Source organism: Janthinobacterium sp. JF4, from assembly GCF_059617925.1.
Map to the genome: position 1 here is coordinate 45,613 of NZ_JCAQAV010000016.1, position 14,779 is coordinate 60,391.

Here is a 14,779-nt window from a genome sequence, read left to right on the forward strand (position 1 = left end):
AATCTGCCACTGAAGTGGACATCTCATGACAATCTTGCGCCGTTGGTTCGCCGCCATCCTTCTTTCCTTGCTCGCTTGCACTGCCGCCACGGCAGCGCAGAAGGAGGAAAAGGTGGTGTATCACGTCAATGACGCCAGCAATGCCGCCGCTGCGCTGAAAAATATCCGCAATCACCTGGACGCCAGCCCCCAAGCCACCATCGTGCTCGTCGCGCATGGCCTCGGCATCGATTTCCTGCTCGACGGCGCCATCGACAAGAATGGTTCTCCGTATGACGTGGTGGTGCGTGAGCTGGCCAAGCGCGGCGTAAGCTTTCGCGTCTGCAATAACACTTTGCAAGGACGCAACATCGACCGCCAGCGCGTGCTGCCCGAAGCCGTCATCGTGCCCTCGGGCGTGGCCGAGCTGAGCCGATTGCAGTGGCAGGAAGGGTATGTATATATCAAGCCCTGACATCAAGCCCTGACGCACGCGCCGCTGCCGGATGGCAAGGGTGCGGCGCATGGGAAGCGGGGGGCTTACTGGATCTTGGCGATCGACACTTCCGTCGATTTCACCAGCGCGATGACTTCGCTGCCCACTTTCAGGTCCAGGTCCTTGATCGAGCGCGAGGTGATCACCGAGGTGACGATGCCGTGCGGCGTTTCCACGTCCACTTCCGACACCACGGGGCCAAAGATGATTTCCTTGATTGTGCCGCGAAACTGGTTGCGTACATTCACTTCCGAGATGGCCATGATGTTTCCTTTCTGCCCGTAATGCGCCATGCGGCGCGACAAGGCCAGAGTACGGCGCGCGCGGGATTTTGACCACGAATCGATGCGCATATCGATATGCGCAAACAGGCGCGGACATAAAAAAACCGGGACACGTCCCGGTTCGTGTTGATGCGGCGAAGATTACTTCTGATAAATCTTGTCGAACTCGCCACCGTCGTCAAAGTGTTTCTTTTGCGCCTGTTTCCAGCCGCCAAAGACGTCATCGATGGTGAACAGCTTGATCTGCTTGAAGCTGGCCGCGTATTTCTTCGCGACGGCCGCCGAGCGGGGGCGCAAATAGTGCTTGGCGACCAGTTCCTGGCCTGCTTCCGAGTACAGGTATTGCAGGTAGGCCGTGGCTTCCTTGCGCACGCCGCGGCGGTCGACTACCTTGTCGACGACGGCCACTGGCGACTCGGCCAGGATGGAGATGCTCGGGTAGACCACTTCGAAGTTGTCGCCGAATTCCGCGCGCACCAGCTGCACTTCATTTTCAAACGTCACCAGCACGTCGCCGATTTCACGCTGGGTAAACGTGGTGGTGGCGCCGCGGCCGCCGCCGTCGAGCACGGGCACGTTCTTGAACAGCTTGCTCACCAGCTCGCGCGCCTGCGCTTCGCTGCCGCCTTTTTTCACGGCATAGCCCCACGCCGCCAGGTAGGTGTAGCGGCCATTGCCCGAGGTTTTCGGATTCGGTACGATGACCTTGATGCCGGGCTTGGCCAGGTCGTTCCAATCCTTGATGTGTTTCGGGTTGCCTTTGCGCACCAGATACACCATGGTCGAGTAAAACGGCGCCGCGTTGTTCGGGAATTTCTTGGCCCAGTCGGCCACCACCAGGCCGCGGTCGACGAGGATGTCGATGTCATTGGCCTGGTTCATGGTCACGACGGACGCTTCCAGGCCGTCGGCGACGGAGCGGGCCTGCTTGCTGGAGCCGCCGTGCGATTGCTTGATGGTGATGGTTTCGCCCGTTTTGGCTTTCCAATCTGCAATAAATGCGGGATTCACATCCTTGAACAGTTCGCGCATCACGTCGTAGGACGCGTTCAGCAAGACCACCGGTTCTGCGGCGCTGGCGGCCATCGGCAGGCCCATGGCGGCAGCGGAAGCGGCCAGGGCGCTGGCCAGGAACCAGCGGCGCGAGCGTTGGGTGAACGTTGCTGCGGCAGTCGTTACGGCGTTGGAATGGGGCATGTTGAACTCTTGTTGTGAGAATAGACAGTCATAGTCTAAAATTCTGGCCGGAAAAGAAACGAATTTTTCGTAATATGCTTAGATTCGATTCCCGTTGGCGCTGAAAAACAGATATCGATTTTTGAAATGATTCGTGGGCAAGATGACAGTCAAGGCTTAGCCTGCAAGGGTTCCGCCATAGGCAAATCCATCCTGTGGCGTGGCGCGAAAAAACCCGATCGCGCCGCTTGGTGTATAGTCGAATCGCACGACACAGGGCGAAAGCGCCTGCATCGGCAACTGGAATATTTTGTGAGCGTACATGAGTCTTGAAATTCGTATTGCAACATCGACCGACGCTTTCGAGGCGTGCAACGTATTACGACGCTCCATCGTCGAATGCTGCAGCCTTGATCATCGGGACGATCCGGCCATCCTGGAAGCCTGGCTGGGCAATAAAACACCGCAGATGGTGGCGTGCTGGTTTGCGTCGCCGACCAATTTTTCGCTCGTCGCAGTCGAGGCGGGCGCCGTCGTCGGCGTCGGCTTGCTGACGCGCGCCGGCAAGCTGGCCCTGTGCTACCTGCTGCCCGAGGCGCAAGGCCGCGGCGCCGGCAAGGCGCTGGTGGCGCAGCTGGAAGCGCAGGCGCGCGAGTGGGGCATCAAGGCCCTGCAACTGCACAGCACGGCCAGCAGCCAGACCTTTTTCGTCAAGCAGGGCTATATCGAGGCGGGCAATGTGCGTTCGCCGTATGGCGTGGAAACGATTTTTTGCTGGAAACAGATCGATCCCGCAGGTATGGCTAGCGGCGACCCCAAGCGCAAGCGCTTTTGCAACTGCAATTCGGCCTGACAGCGCGCCAGCACCTGAGCCCGCCCATTCGGCGGCGGGCCTTTCCCTCTCTTTGAATATTTCTCTTCAGTAACTGATCTGGATATACACGCCTGGCGTCGCCATATCGTTTTCCGGCAGCAAGGTGCCGCCCGTAAACAGTTTCAGTTCGCCGGGAGCGAATGCCAGCCAGTCCTCGTTTTGCGTCAAGGGATGCGTGGCGATGACGGCGATGCGGTCGTCCAGGTGATTGTGCTGGCGAAAGTCGATGCTGCGCTCGCAGTCGATCAGCTGCGCCACGGAAAACGGGTACTCGCGGATCACATAGTGCAAATGCGTGGAACAGTGGGCAAACAGCAGCTCGCCGTCCGACAGGATGAAATTGAAGCTGCCGTGCGCGGCTATCTCGCGCGCCACGTGGCCGATGGCGGCGCGCAGCGCGGCGCGCGTGGGTTCACCCAGGGGAAACTGCGTGTGCAAGGTGGCCAGCAGGTGGCAGAACGCCTGTTCGCTGTCCGTGTCGCCGCTGGCGCGGTAGTGCGCATTGGCGGGCGGGCGCCACGTTTTCAGGTCGCCATTGTGGGCGAAGGACCAGGTCTTGCCCCACAGCTCGCGGGCGAACGGGTGGGTGTTTTCCGGCGCGATGCGGCCCTGCGTGGCCTTGCGGATGTGCGCGACGATGTTTTTCGCCTTCACGGGATGCCGTTGCACCTGCGCCGCCAGCGGCGAATCGATGGCGGCCAGGTGATCCGTCAACAAGGTGCAGCCGCTACTGGAATGATAGGCGATGCCCCAGCCGTCGCGGTGCTCGTCCGTGCGTCCGCCCCGCTCGGCAAAGCCGGCAAAGGAAAATCCCAGCGCGGCCGGCTTGCTGCTGTTCATTGCGAGTAACTGGCACATGGCGGCCCTTCCTGATGGTATCGGTACCTGCCCACAGTAAAGGCCGGGGCAGGTCGCTGGAACGAATGTTTCCGACTATCGTTATGCGCTGTCCGTTGTTGCGTCCATATGTGCTGGGCGCATATCAAATGGCGAAACCATTCGTTCTCCTTTGGCTGGCGCCGCCTTACTCTGCACGCTTTGGCGCCGTCTTCCCCATGCGGACAGCTGGCGCAGCCCGATGAAGGAGCACGTATGCCATTTCCCGTCCTGAAAAACTACCTGGCCCGCCTGTCGCACCAAACCCAGGCCGGCACCAGCGTCTGGCTCGACGGGGAGGGCAGGGCGCTGGGGCGCTTTTTCAATTGCACCATGACCAGCGCCTTCCAGCCGCTGCGCGAACTGGACAGCGGCAAGCTGCTGGCGTTCGAGGGGCTGGCGCGCAGCGTGTCGAAGGCGGACGAGGGCTTGTCGCTGTGGCGCTTGCTCGATCACGCGGCCAGCGACGACGAATCCGTGGAGCTGGACCGCTTGTGCCGCATGCTGCATGCGATTAATTTTTTCCGGCAGGCGGAAGCGGAGCAGGCCGACCTGTACCTGAACGTGCATGACCGCCTGCTGAGCGCCGTCAGCAGTAATCACGGCCACGCCTTCCAGCGCATCCTCGACGCGCTGGGCTTGCCCATCGAGCGCATCGTGCTGCAATTGCCGGCGGTGACGCCGAAGCAGGGCTGGCTGCTCAACTACGTGGCCGACAATTACCGGCGCAATGGTTTTCGCCTGGCCATTCATGTGGCCAGCGTACATGAGGCCACGGGCATGCTGGAGCGCCTGCACCCGCATGCGTTCAAGCTCGACGCGGGCAACCTCAGCGACGAGCAGGCCGTTGCCAGCTTCGTCACCGTGTGCCATGCGGCAAAAATTCGCGTCGTCTTCAAGCGCCTCGACACGCCGGCCGCGCTGGCCGCGCTGCGGCGCGTCGCCGCCGCCACGGGCTTGCCCATCGTGGTCCAGGGGTATTTATTGGACAAGCCCCTGACGGCGCTGGCGCAAGCAAAGCGCGATGTCGCGGCCAGCGCAACCGCCGCATGTTGAAATGAGGGCGGCACGATAGGCATTGAGGGTTTTTCTTCGCGGCACAATACGCTATAGTATTCCCATCGTTAAATTGGACTGACTATGGCATCGCGCAGAAACTTTCTACATCACGGTATGGGCCTGGCCGCGCTGGGCCTGGTTGCCACCCCGCTCATCGGCTGCGCCTCGCGCACGGCCGCTCCCGCCTCGGCTTCGGCCGGCGCCAGGCCGCGCGCGCCGCGCACGGCCGTGCCGCCCCAGCCGACGCAACTGGCCAGCATCGACCGCTCGATCACCTCGCAGTCGCGCCAGGCCATCACGGAACTGGAACCGCCACCCGACATTTTTGATGCACAGGCGCTAGACCTGGAATTCTGGCTCAAGCCACGTACCCTGGAAGTGGTGCGCCCGGCCAGCAATGAAAAGGCGAAACTGCTGTACTGGAAGGATGGCGAAGTCATCGATTCGGCCTACCAGGAACTGTGCCACCTGCTGCGCGACGTGAACGGCAAGAAGACGGCGCCCATCGACCCGAAACTGCTGGAAACCCTGTGGGGCACGCAGGCGTTCGTCGCCCGCTACGGCATCGAGCAGCCGCTGGAGATCCTGTCGGGCTACCGCACGGCCGAGTCGAACGGCAAGCTGCGCGAAGCGGGCGTGCCGGCCGCGCGCCAGTCGCTGCACATCTCGGGCCGCGCCGCCGACATCCGCGTGGCGAACCTGAACGCGGAAGTGCTCGGTTCGCTGGTGCGCAGCTTCAAGCAGGGCGGCGTGGGCTTCTATTACCGCAACGGCCCGCGTGGCGGCTGGATCCATGCGGATACGGGATTGCAGCGGGTCTGGAAGGGGTAAACCTTAGTACTGAGCGCTAGTCATAGTGATACGGCGGCTCCGGCACGCTATCGTTGCCGGCACGCCGCCACGCGTCGAAATTCACGGGGCGTTCCCAGTAAATGCGCCAGCCCAGGCGCTGGCTCGTTTGCGCCTCGGGATGGTCGCGCAGATAGGCGTCGATGAAGCGCGTGAATTCCGAGACATAGCCGCCGCGGCGGTAGGGAAGTGGACGAGTCATGGCTCCTCCTGCTGTTGACATTTCTTTCATTCTATCGCCAGCGGCGGAAAAGCGCCGCCCGTTTCCCGCTTCCCACTCCAGCTTCCCATGAAACTCTCCAGCCATAACATCGAACTGTTCCTGGCCGTCGTCGATGGCGGCTCGTTCTCGGCCGCCGCGCGCGCCTTGCGGCGGGCACCGTCGGCCGTCAGCATGGCGATGGCCAACATCGAGGCGGAACTGGGCATCACCCTGTTCGACCGCGGCGCGCGCGAAGCCGTGCCCACGCCGGCCGCGATGGCGCTGATGCCGCATGCGCGCCTGATCGCCGAGCAGTTGAAACAGTTGCACCTGCACGTGCAGGAATTGTCGCAGGGACTGGAAAGCCGTATTTCGCTGGGCATCGCAGCCGAGCTCGACCATACGCCTTTCCTGGCCGCCGTGCGCGCGCTGTCGCAGCGTCATCCGCTGCTCGACATCGAGGTGCTGACGGCGCCGCAGGACGATGTGCTCGACATGCTGCACCGGGGCCGCATCAGCGCCTGCATGGCTTTCGCTGGCGGGCGCATCAATCACGAGGAACAGTTCCAGCTGGTGGGCAGCGATGCCTTGCTGGCGATTATCTCCACCCAGCATCCGCCCAGCGCGGCGGGCCAGCCCTTGTATATCGAGGAATTGGTGAATCTGCGCCAGATCATCGTCGCCAGCCGTGAACTCGACCTGGCCGATGCGCGCCCCGTGGTGGGCTTGTCTTACTGGCGCACGGACAGCTTGCCGATGGCGCTGGCCATGGTGGAAGCGGGTCTGGGCTGGGGCAACTTCGCCGCCTCGGCCATCCAGGACTCGCTGGCGGCGGGGCGGGTGCGCTGCGTGGCGTTCAAGAATACGGGCAATGGCCTGGTCGTGCCCATCCACCTGGTGTGGATGAAGGACCGGCCGCTGGGCATGGCGGCGCGGACCTTTCTTCAGTTGCTCAGTGAAGCGGCCTGAACGTCGGGCGCCTCTTCCTTCGGCTGCTGGGCCGACAGGGGCACGCCGAACAGGCCGTCGAAGAAATAGTTGAAGATGAAGCTGTAGCACGGGATGATCAGCATCAGCGCGAAGTCCAGCACGAAGGCATCCCACAGGCTGATATTGAGCCACCAGGCGATCAGCGGGATCAGGTAGATGACCAGCGTGATCTGGAAACCGATCGCGTGCAGGATGCGGCGCCAGACCGTGCGCGTGCGCGACACTTGCCGGATTTCCCAGTATTCGAAGGCCGTGTTGTAGAGCAGGTTCCAGATCACGGCGATGGTGGTGATCATGATCGCCAGCGGCCCCGTGCTGGTGGGCGATTCGCCCGAAAGCAGGGTCAGCCAGGCCGTGGAAATGGCCATGCCGATGATTTCAAAGGCGGTGACGTAGACGATTTTGCGTTTGATGCCTTGCATGTAAAGCCTGTAAAGAAGAGATGGCGGCTATTTTAAGTCAGGTATGCTGATGTTAAAAGTTGATAGCTGTCAGTTTGTCTGATGAATATGCGCCAGCAATACCATGCCGGCCGTGAACGGTGGATAATGGCGGCTGGCAGGCAACCGGTCCCGCCGCATCACCGCAGAAAAGGTCAACCAGCATGCAAGGCGCAGCAGACAGCAATATCCCCGATTCCCCAGATTCCCCCGCCAGCCCGGACGAGCGTCCCCGTTTTCGTCCCCGTCCGTGGGAGCACCTGGAAACGCCGTACGACGTGGAAGTGTGGATCGAGGAACATAATCGCAGCATGCAGGACAATATCCGCGCCACGGAAACGGGCGTGGGCATCTGCTTTACCTTGGCCGAAGGGGGCGATATCTATATGCAGACGAGCGCCGATGGCGCCGTCGTGCTCGACGTGACGCCGGACGCGGCCTGGGTTTCCCCCCTGATCAGCGCGGCCACGGGCTGCGAGGCGCCGGACTCGTCGCTGTGGATCTTGCCTGACGACAAATTGATCCAGTTGATCGTGGGGCTATCGAGCCTGGTGGCCAGCACCTTGCTGGTGGTGGGGCATGATTTCGGCTTGCGCCGGCGCCGTACGGGGCTGGGGCGCTGATCGGCCTTGTTGCAGAAATGGCATCCGTGACAGGCTTGGCTCGACACTGCGCGTGGCGCGTGCTAGTCTCGCAACTGCACCCACCCGTTTGCCAGGGCGGCGGTGCCAAGGACAGCCATGGACACACCACCGCTAGCGGTACCTGCTCCGGATCCCCCCCCGTGCGGCCACGACGGCATGGCGCCGCATGTCGCGCCCCTGCTTGACGATGGCGTCTTCAGCCCGGAACGGGTGAAGGCCGAACGCGAGCAAGCCTACTTCAACGATTTATACCTGCTGGCGCCCGTCGCCTATTTCGTGCTCGGTCTCGATGGCGTGATCGTGCAGGTCAACCTGGTGGCGGCCGAATTGTTCGGTCTGGTGCGCGAACGCCTCGGCCATGTGCTGTTCCGTTCCTACGTGCACGAGGCGTTTCGCCACGATTTCGAGCAGTTCGTGCAGCGCGTGCTCAATAGCAGCGAGCCCGAGCGCATCCAGTTGCAGGTACGGCTGCGTCCCGGCGCGCGCGAGGCCGGCTTGCCCGTCAGCCTGCTGGGCAGCGCCGATCCGAACGGCCAGGCGCTGCGCCTGGTGCTGGAGCAGGCCGAGGGCAAGCTGGCCGCGCTCGAACGCAGCGAAGAGCGTTTCCGGCGCATCGTGCACAGCGCCGAGGAGGGCATCTGGGAAATCGATGCGCAGGCGCTGACGAGCTTTGTCAATCCGAAGATGGCGCGCATGCTCGGTTGCCAGATCGAGGATATGCTGGGCCAGCCGCTGGCGGCCTTCATGGACGATGAAGGACGCGCCATCCTGGAGCGCAATATTGCGCGGCGCCAGGATGGCATTGCCGAGCGCCACGAATTCAAGTTCCTGCGGCGTGACGGCAGCACCTTGTGGGCCACCCTGGCCACCAATCCCATCTTCGATTCCGGCGGCACCTACCTGGGCGCGCTGGCGCTGGTCAGCGACATCACGGCCCAGCGCGCCGCGTCCGAACGCATCTGGCGGCAAGCCAATTTCGATCCTTTGACGGGCTTGCCGAACCGCCACATGTTCCTCGACCGCTTGCAGCATGAGGCGCGCCACGCCAGCCGCGAAGGCGGTTGCCTGGCCCTGCTGTTCATCGACCTCGACCATTTCAAGCAGGTGAATGACCGCCTCGGCCATGAGAAGGGCGACATGCTGCTGCGCCAGGCGGCGCTGCGCATCAGCGAGCGCGTGCGTGCCACCGATACGGTAGCGCGCCTGGGCGGCGACGAGTTCACCGTCATCCTGGCCGGCGTGGGGCAGCTCGGCGGCATCGAGCGCGTGCTGCAGGAATTGACGACGGCGCTGGCCTTGCCTTTCGTGCTCGACGGCGACACGGTGCAAGTGTCGGCCAGCGTGGGCGTTGCGCTGTATCCGGCCGATGCCGAGGCGCCGGACACCCTGCTGCGGCATGCCGACCAGGCCATGTATGCGGCCAAGAGCGCGGGGCGCAACGGCCACAGCTATTTCACGCCGGCCTTGCAGCAGGCGGCCGATTTGCGCCGCAGCACGGTGCGCGAGATGCGCCTGGCGCTGGCGCAGGAGCAGTTCGAAGTGCATTACCAGCCCATCATCCGCCTGTGCGATGGCACGATCGAGCGGGCCGAGGCGCTGCTGCGCTGGCGCCATCCGCTGCGCGGCTTGCTCATGCCCGCCGATTTCATCGCTTTTGCCGAGGCAAACGGCCTGATCATCGATATCGGCGAGTGGGTCTTTCGCCAGGTCGTGCGCCAGGCGCGCCAGTGGCAGGACGCGCATGGCGCCATGTTCCAGATCTGTATCAACAAGTCGCCCGTGGAATTTCGCTGCGATGCCGCGCTGTACCAGGACTGGGGCAACGCCCTGGTGCGGGCGGGCCTGGCGCCGGGCGCCATCGTCATCGAAACCACGGAAGCCGTGCTGCTCGACGAGGCGCGCCAGGTGGGCGACCGGCTGCGCCAGTTCCGCGCCATGGGCCTGGTGCTGGCGCTCGACGATTTCGGCTGCGGTCAGGTGTCGCTCGGGTGCATCAAGAAGGCCGACATCGACTTTCTCAAGATCGACCGTTCGCTGGTTGGCGCACTGGGACGCGACGATGCCGGATTGGGCCTGTGCGAGGCGATCATTGCCCTGGCGCAGCGGCTGGGAGTGAAAGTCGTGGCCGAAGGCGTCGAGACGGCGTCGCAGCGCGATTTGCTGCGCGCGGCCGGCTGCGACTATGCGCAAGGGTATTTCTTTTCCCGCGTATTGCTGGCAGGACAGATGGATGGCCTGCTGGCGGCTCAGCCGGCTGCCTGAACCGTCTCCTGTGCCTGCCCGCCGCCCTCCATCAACTGCTCCACGGCGGCCAGGGTCTCGGCGGCGCTGATTGTGGCCAGGGTCAGGCCAGGCGCCAGGATCACGCGGTAGTGACGGCTGGCCGGATAAAACCAGCGGTAGTTATCGGTGCGGATGTAGTAGCCGACGATTTTCCTGTCATACGCCGAAGCGAGGTGGATCACCGACGTGTCGGGCGAGAGCACCAGGTCGCAGCGGCGGATCAGGGCCGCCAGCTCCAGGATGTGGCCGGTGGGCGGCGCGGCCATTACGTTGGCATGGCCGGCGCCGCGCACGATCTCGGCGGCGCGCGCTTCGGTGCCCGGCGCGGCGATCACCAGCAGCGCATGGCGCGGATAGCGTGCCGCCAGGGCGGCGCAGCAGCGCTGGGCATCGGCCACGCTGACCGTGCGTTGCGCATTGCTGCCCTGGAAATTCAGGCAGAACAAGCCTTCATGCGTGCGCAGCAGGGTGTCGCAGGCGGCGTCGACCTGCGCCGCGTGCGCGTCCACGCCGAACAGTTCATAGCGCGTATCGATGTCGCGCAGGCCAAATTGCCCGAACGTGGCGAAATAGCTGTGCAGGATGTGGCGGTTGCGGTCGCAGGGCACCGTATGGTCGAACATGCCCAGATTCGCCGTCGAGGTGCCGTACTTGGGAATGGCAAAGCCTGTCAAATAGCGCGCACCGAGCCATTTGATGCGCAGCAGCAAGGGAATCGAAAAGCGGTTGTAGGGGTTGAAGATGACGTCGTAGCGGCGCCGGCGCAGGTCGGCGATGGTGGTGCGCAAGTCGCGCAGCAGCGGCTGCTTATCCCACACGATGATCTCGCTGACATGCGGATTATCGGCGAGCACGGCCCGGTTGGCGCTGCTGGCGGCCACGTCGATCTGCCAGTGCGGATAGTTTTTCTTCAGCTCGCGCAGCAGGGCCGTGGTGACGATCATGTCGCCGATCTTATCATTGCGCAAAATCAATACCTTGCGCACCTTGGCGATATCGAGGGGCTGCTTGCCGGATTTGCCCAGCAGGGCGTAGCTGATCAGCCGGGCGGCGGTCTTTATCAAGGGAACTCCGGAAGTGGATGACGGGAGGCGCTGGCGTACGGGAATAATGCCAGCGACAGCAGCATCTTACGGATTTTCGCCGTCCTGAGCCAGGGGCGTGCCCCACTATTGCCGTGTGCGCCAGAGCAGCGCACGCGAAAGGGGAGATTTATTCCAGGCCCAGCAGCGCGACGACGCGCTCGCGGCTGATGCCGACCAGCGCCGAGCTGATCGCCAGCAGCGATTCATAGCCGGGCTGGCTGGCTTTTTGCGTGAAGTTTTCCGCCAGCGTATCCATGCTGACGCTGACTTGCAGCACCGGCTGGGCGCGGGCGACCCGTCCCGTCGCTTGCGCCAGGGCCAGGCTGACGGAGCTGCGCGCCGCCTGCAGCTGCGCCAGCGCCTGCACCACCTGCTGCAAGGTGGCGCGCAGGGCTTCCACGTCGCCGGTATGCCATTCTTCCGGGGCGATGGCGGCCGGTTCCGCATCCGTGCGCACGCGGCTCATCTGGCCGGTCGGGTAGCGGATGCCGCTGCCGCGCACGGACAGGCTGTCGCGCACGTTGGCCCAGGCCGCTTCCGACGTGCTGAACACCAGCTCGCCATTCTCGCCCAGCTTGACGCCTATGCCTGACGGCATCAGGGCGCGGTCGAAGCGGGAGACGATTTCGTTCTCGCTCAGGCCAGGCTCGATATTGACCGAGCGCAAGGCCTGGTTCGCCCCGCCGACGGAAAAGGCCAGCACTTCCTGCGGGCCTTCCTGCAGGCTGGCCATGGTCAGGCCGCGGATGCTGAAGTTCTGCTGTGCCGCCTGCGGGCTGGTATAGCTGAGCTGTGCGTCGAGCGTGCCGCCCGAAGCGCTGGCGCGCTGGCGCCAGGTATTGCTGAACTGGCGTACTCTCGCCTCGACTTGCCCTTCGCGGCCCTGGCGCGCGGCCAGCTTGGCCGCCAGCTCGCTTTTCAGCGCTTGCAACTGGCTGCTGCTGCGTTCCAGGTAGTCGAGGGTTTGTTGTGCGTTAGAAATTTCCCCCTGCAACTGGTGATCCCAGTTGCTCAGGCCACGCTGCAGACTTGCCGTCGAACTCCTCGCTGCCGGCGCCTTGCTGCGCGCGCTGGCGCCGCCCTTGACTGCGGCGGACGCGTCATCGACGACGCGGGATGCGCCCGCGCCTTTGGCATTGACGCCGGAAGAGGAGGAAGTCTGAACGATTTGCATGATGGTCAGAGAAGATCAAACAGGGAAATAGTGCCAACCTTGGTGTAGGCCTTATAGGTTGCCTGCAGGGCCGTCTGATAGCCGGTCAGTTCAATCGCCGCCGCGCCCATGTCGGTCTTTTTCAGGTCCAGCAGGGCTGAATTGTTCGACAGCGACACATTGGCCAGGTTGCCGGAGAGCGTGGTGAGGATGTTTTGCGCGCCGCCGAAGATGGCGATCTTGCCAGAAAGTAAATCCATGCCTTCATCGGTGCCGCCCAGGCCGTCGTTGACGATGGCGCGCACGGCCGGATCGTTGGGGTTGACGCCCGGCGTGCCGAGCGTGGTGACGACCTGGTCGATCTTGTTGAGCCACACTTCCAGGTTCTTCACGTCGACGTTGGCCGCCTGCGTCACGCCATTGCCGACCACCACGGTCTGCGTGTCGGTATTGCCGATGTAGCTGTAGCGCGAGCCGACGGCTGCCGCCGGATCGTATTTGATCGCCGGCTGGTCGGTCGCGGTGCCGGAAAACATGTAGCGGCCTTCCTGATCCTTCAGGTTGGCCGTGTACAGCACGCTGTCGCGCATGGCCGTCAGCGATTGCGTCATCGCATTCAGGTCGCCGGGCGTGTTGCTGCCGTCGGCGGCCCATACCAGCAGGTCGCGCGCCTGGCCCATGTCGGTGACCATGCTCGACAGGTAGTTTTCATTCTTCAGCAGGCGCACTTTCACCGTGGCGATATTGTCCTGGTACTGCGTGACCATGGCTTGCTCGCGCGTCAGGCGCGAAATGCGCACGTTGCCGATCGGATCGTCCGATGGCAGCTGGATGCGCAAGCCCGAAGACATTTGCTGGGTCAGGAAGTTGATGCGTTCCTGATTTTGCTGAAGCGAAATATTGATCAGCGATTGGTACTGGCTACTGGCGACACGCATGATCTTCTCCTTAACCCATCATTGCCAAAGTGGCGTCAAACAAGCTATTCGCCACGGAAATGACTTTCATGTTTGCTTGATACATATTCTGGAATTCGACCAGGCTCATCGCTTCCTCATCCTTGTTCACGCCGCTGGTGGACTTCCAGTCGTCGATCGCTTGCGAGCGCACCGTGTTGGCCGTCTTCAGCAAGGCCTGGTTCTGCTGGCTGTAAATGCCCAGCTTGCCGACCAGTTGCGTATCCGCGTCGCTCAGCAGGACAGAACCGACCCAGCTGACGGCGATCGGCTGGTTCTTGATCTCGATCAATTTCTGCAGGTTGCCGCTGTCGCCGGCAGCGCCTGTCAGCGACAGGGCCAGGTCCTTGGCGTTGAAGCCGGGGGTAATGCTCAGCTTGCCATTCGCGTAGGCCAGCAGGGGGCCACCGGCCGTGCCAGCCATGGTCTTGCCCAGGGCCAGCTGTGCGTTGACCTTGCTGGTCAACTGGGTGGCCATGTCTTGCAGCGACTGTTGCAGCGGTTTCAGGGTATTTTGCTCGAACTCGCCCAGGCCACCCATCTGCCCGCCGATGGCGATCGGGTCAAGCTTGTACGAGGACTTGGCGAAATCGAGGCTCAAGGTTTGTTCGCCGGTGTTCGTCATGTTGCTGCTCAGGGTGCCGGCCAGGCTGCCGATGACCAGCGGCTGGCCCGATTTCAGCGCGATATTGCGCGAACCGTCCGGCTGGTCGAGGACGTCAATGCCCATCTGCGAGGCCAGGCCATCGATCAGCTGGTCGCGCGCATCCATCAGCGACGACACGTTCGTGCCCGATGCCGTGGAGGTGCTGATGCGCTGGTTCAGCGCGGCAATATTGGCCAGGGTGGTATTGACTTGCGGCACGATCGCGGAACGTTGCTGCTGCACCGACAGCAACTGGTTGCCCATGACGGTGCTGATACTGTTGAAGCGCTGCGCCATGGCGTCGGCGGAAGTGACGATCTGCTGGCGCAGCGGCGTCGACGTCGGGTCGACGGCCGAGGCGTTGAGGGCGGCGAAAAAGCCGTCGATGCCGTTGCTGATGCTGGAGGCATCGTCGCCCATCACGCGTTCGAGCTGTGTCAGGTAAGGCTGGGTCTGCGAACGGGCGCCCTGGTCGGACGCGGCACGCCACATTTGCTGGCTTTTATACGCATCGGCGAAGCGCAGCAGGGCCGACACTTCCACGCCATTGCCGGCCGAACGCACGCCCACGCCGGCGCCAAGTGAGGACAGCAGCACGCCCTGGCGCGTGTAGCCCGCCGTCTGCAGGTTGGCGATGTTCTGGCTGGCCGCATTGAGTGCGGCCTGGGCGGCGATGCTGCCTGACAATGCATTGCTGATGATGCTCATTGGGCAAGTTTCTTTCGTGAAGAGTGTGGCGCGTGCGGGTGGGCAGGCATTGAATCGTTGTTACCTTGTACAGGCGACG

The 14,779-nt window shown here is 63.2% G+C and carries 16 protein-coding genes; 7 read left to right on the forward strand and 9 right to left on the reverse strand.

The window, feature by feature from the left end; genetic code table 11:
• Positions 1-25 precede the first annotated feature (25 nt).
• Positions 26-454, forward strand: coding sequence for a DsrE family protein (locus AC54AF_RS14205; protein ID WP_496637043.1), 429 nt, complete (start codon positions 26-28; stop codon positions 452-454).
• 65 nt (positions 455-519) lie between these two features.
• On the opposite strand, the gene AC54AF_RS14210 is transcribed toward AC54AF_RS14205, so the two are convergent.
• Complete coding sequence (locus tag AC54AF_RS14210) at positions 520-738, reverse strand: TOBE domain-containing protein (RefSeq protein ID WP_496637044.1); 219 nt, start codon at positions 736-738, stop codon at positions 520-522.
• Positions 739-900: 162 nt separating this feature from the next.
• Positions 901-1,956 (reverse strand): sulfate ABC transporter substrate-binding protein, encoded by a 1,056-nt coding sequence (locus AC54AF_RS14215; protein ID WP_496637045.1) that lies wholly within the window; start codon positions 1,954-1,956, stop codon positions 901-903.
• A gap of 301 nt (positions 1,957-2,257) precedes the next feature.
• Here AC54AF_RS14215 and AC54AF_RS14220 point away from each other — a divergent pair, with 301 nt between their 5' ends.
• Positions 2,258-2,788, forward strand: a complete 531-nt coding sequence (locus tag AC54AF_RS14220) for a GNAT family N-acetyltransferase (RefSeq protein ID WP_496637046.1) — start codon at positions 2,258-2,260, stop codon at positions 2,786-2,788.
• Positions 2,789-2,854: 66 nt separating this feature from the next.
• Here the strand turns inward: AC54AF_RS14220 and AC54AF_RS14225 are convergent, their stop codons facing one another.
• On the reverse strand, positions 2,855-3,667 hold the full coding sequence (locus tag AC54AF_RS14225; protein ID WP_496637047.1) for a class II glutamine amidotransferase: 813 nt from the start codon (positions 3,665-3,667) through the stop codon (positions 2,855-2,857).
• Between the two features lie 234 nt (positions 3,668-3,901).
• Between AC54AF_RS14225 and AC54AF_RS14230 the strand changes: the two genes are divergently transcribed.
• Entirely contained in the window at positions 3,902-4,741 is an 840-nt protein-coding gene (locus AC54AF_RS14230) for an EAL domain-containing protein (RefSeq protein ID WP_496637048.1), read from the forward strand.
• Positions 4,742-4,825: 84 nt separating this feature from the next.
• The gene (locus AC54AF_RS14235; protein ID WP_496637049.1) at positions 4,826-5,575 is read left to right on the forward strand and encodes a YcbK family protein; all 750 of its coding nucleotides are present in this window, start codon (positions 4,826-4,828) and stop codon (positions 5,573-5,575) included.
• A gap of 16 nt (positions 5,576-5,591) precedes the next feature.
• Here AC54AF_RS14235 and AC54AF_RS14240 read toward each other — a convergent pair whose 3' ends face one another.
• Entirely contained in the window at positions 5,592-5,795 is a 204-nt protein-coding gene (locus tag AC54AF_RS14240) for a DUF3460 family protein (protein WP_496637050.1), read from the reverse strand.
• Positions 5,796-5,882: 87 nt separating this feature from the next.
• On the opposite strand from AC54AF_RS14240, the gene AC54AF_RS14245 reads away from it, so the two are divergent.
• Entirely contained in the window at positions 5,883-6,764 is an 882-nt protein-coding gene (locus AC54AF_RS14245; RefSeq protein ID WP_131685907.1) for a LysR substrate-binding domain-containing protein, read from the forward strand.
• Here the strand turns inward: AC54AF_RS14245 and AC54AF_RS14250 are convergent.
• Positions 6,740-7,207, reverse strand: coding sequence for a PACE efflux transporter (locus tag AC54AF_RS14250; RefSeq protein ID WP_496637051.1), 468 nt, complete (start codon positions 7,205-7,207; stop codon positions 6,740-6,742). The genes AC54AF_RS14245 and AC54AF_RS14250 overlap by 25 nt on opposite strands.
• A 182-nt stretch (positions 7,208-7,389) precedes the next feature.
• On the opposite strand from AC54AF_RS14250, the gene AC54AF_RS14255 reads away from it, so the two are divergent.
• Positions 7,390-7,848 carry a hypothetical protein gene (locus tag AC54AF_RS14255; protein ID WP_496637052.1) on the forward strand — a complete coding sequence of 153 codons (459 nt, stop codon included), beginning with the start codon at positions 7,390-7,392 and terminating at the stop codon, positions 7,846-7,848.
• A 117-nt stretch (positions 7,849-7,965) separates the two neighbouring features.
• Entirely contained in the window at positions 7,966-10,131 is a 2,166-nt protein-coding gene (locus tag AC54AF_RS14260; RefSeq protein WP_496637053.1) for a putative bifunctional diguanylate cyclase/phosphodiesterase, read from the forward strand.
• Here the strand turns inward: AC54AF_RS14260 and AC54AF_RS14265 are convergent.
• The 4 genes from AC54AF_RS14265 to flgK all read right to left on the reverse strand — a co-directional run bounded on the left by AC54AF_RS14265 (position 10,116) and on the right by flgK (position 14,700).
• Entirely contained in the window at positions 10,116-11,216 is a 1,101-nt protein-coding gene (locus tag AC54AF_RS14265) for a glycosyltransferase family 9 protein (RefSeq protein ID WP_496637054.1), read from the reverse strand. The genes AC54AF_RS14260 and AC54AF_RS14265 overlap by 16 nt on opposite strands.
• Positions 11,217-11,364: 148 nt before the next feature.
• The gene (locus AC54AF_RS14270) at positions 11,365-12,411 is read right to left on the reverse strand and encodes a hypothetical protein (protein WP_496637055.1); all 1,047 of its coding nucleotides are present in this window, start codon (positions 12,409-12,411) and stop codon (positions 11,365-11,367) included.
• A 5-nt stretch (positions 12,412-12,416) separates the two neighbouring features.
• A complete protein-coding gene (gene flgL, locus AC54AF_RS14275; protein WP_131685911.1) occupies positions 12,417-13,328 on the reverse strand; it encodes a flagellar hook-associated protein FlgL in 912 nt (303 codons plus the stop codon).
• Positions 13,329-13,338: 10 nt separating this feature from the next.
• Complete coding sequence (gene flgK, locus AC54AF_RS14280) at positions 13,339-14,700, reverse strand: flagellar hook-associated protein FlgK (protein WP_496637056.1); 1,362 nt, start codon at positions 14,698-14,700, stop codon at positions 13,339-13,341.
• Positions 14,701-14,779: the final 79 nt, after the last annotated feature.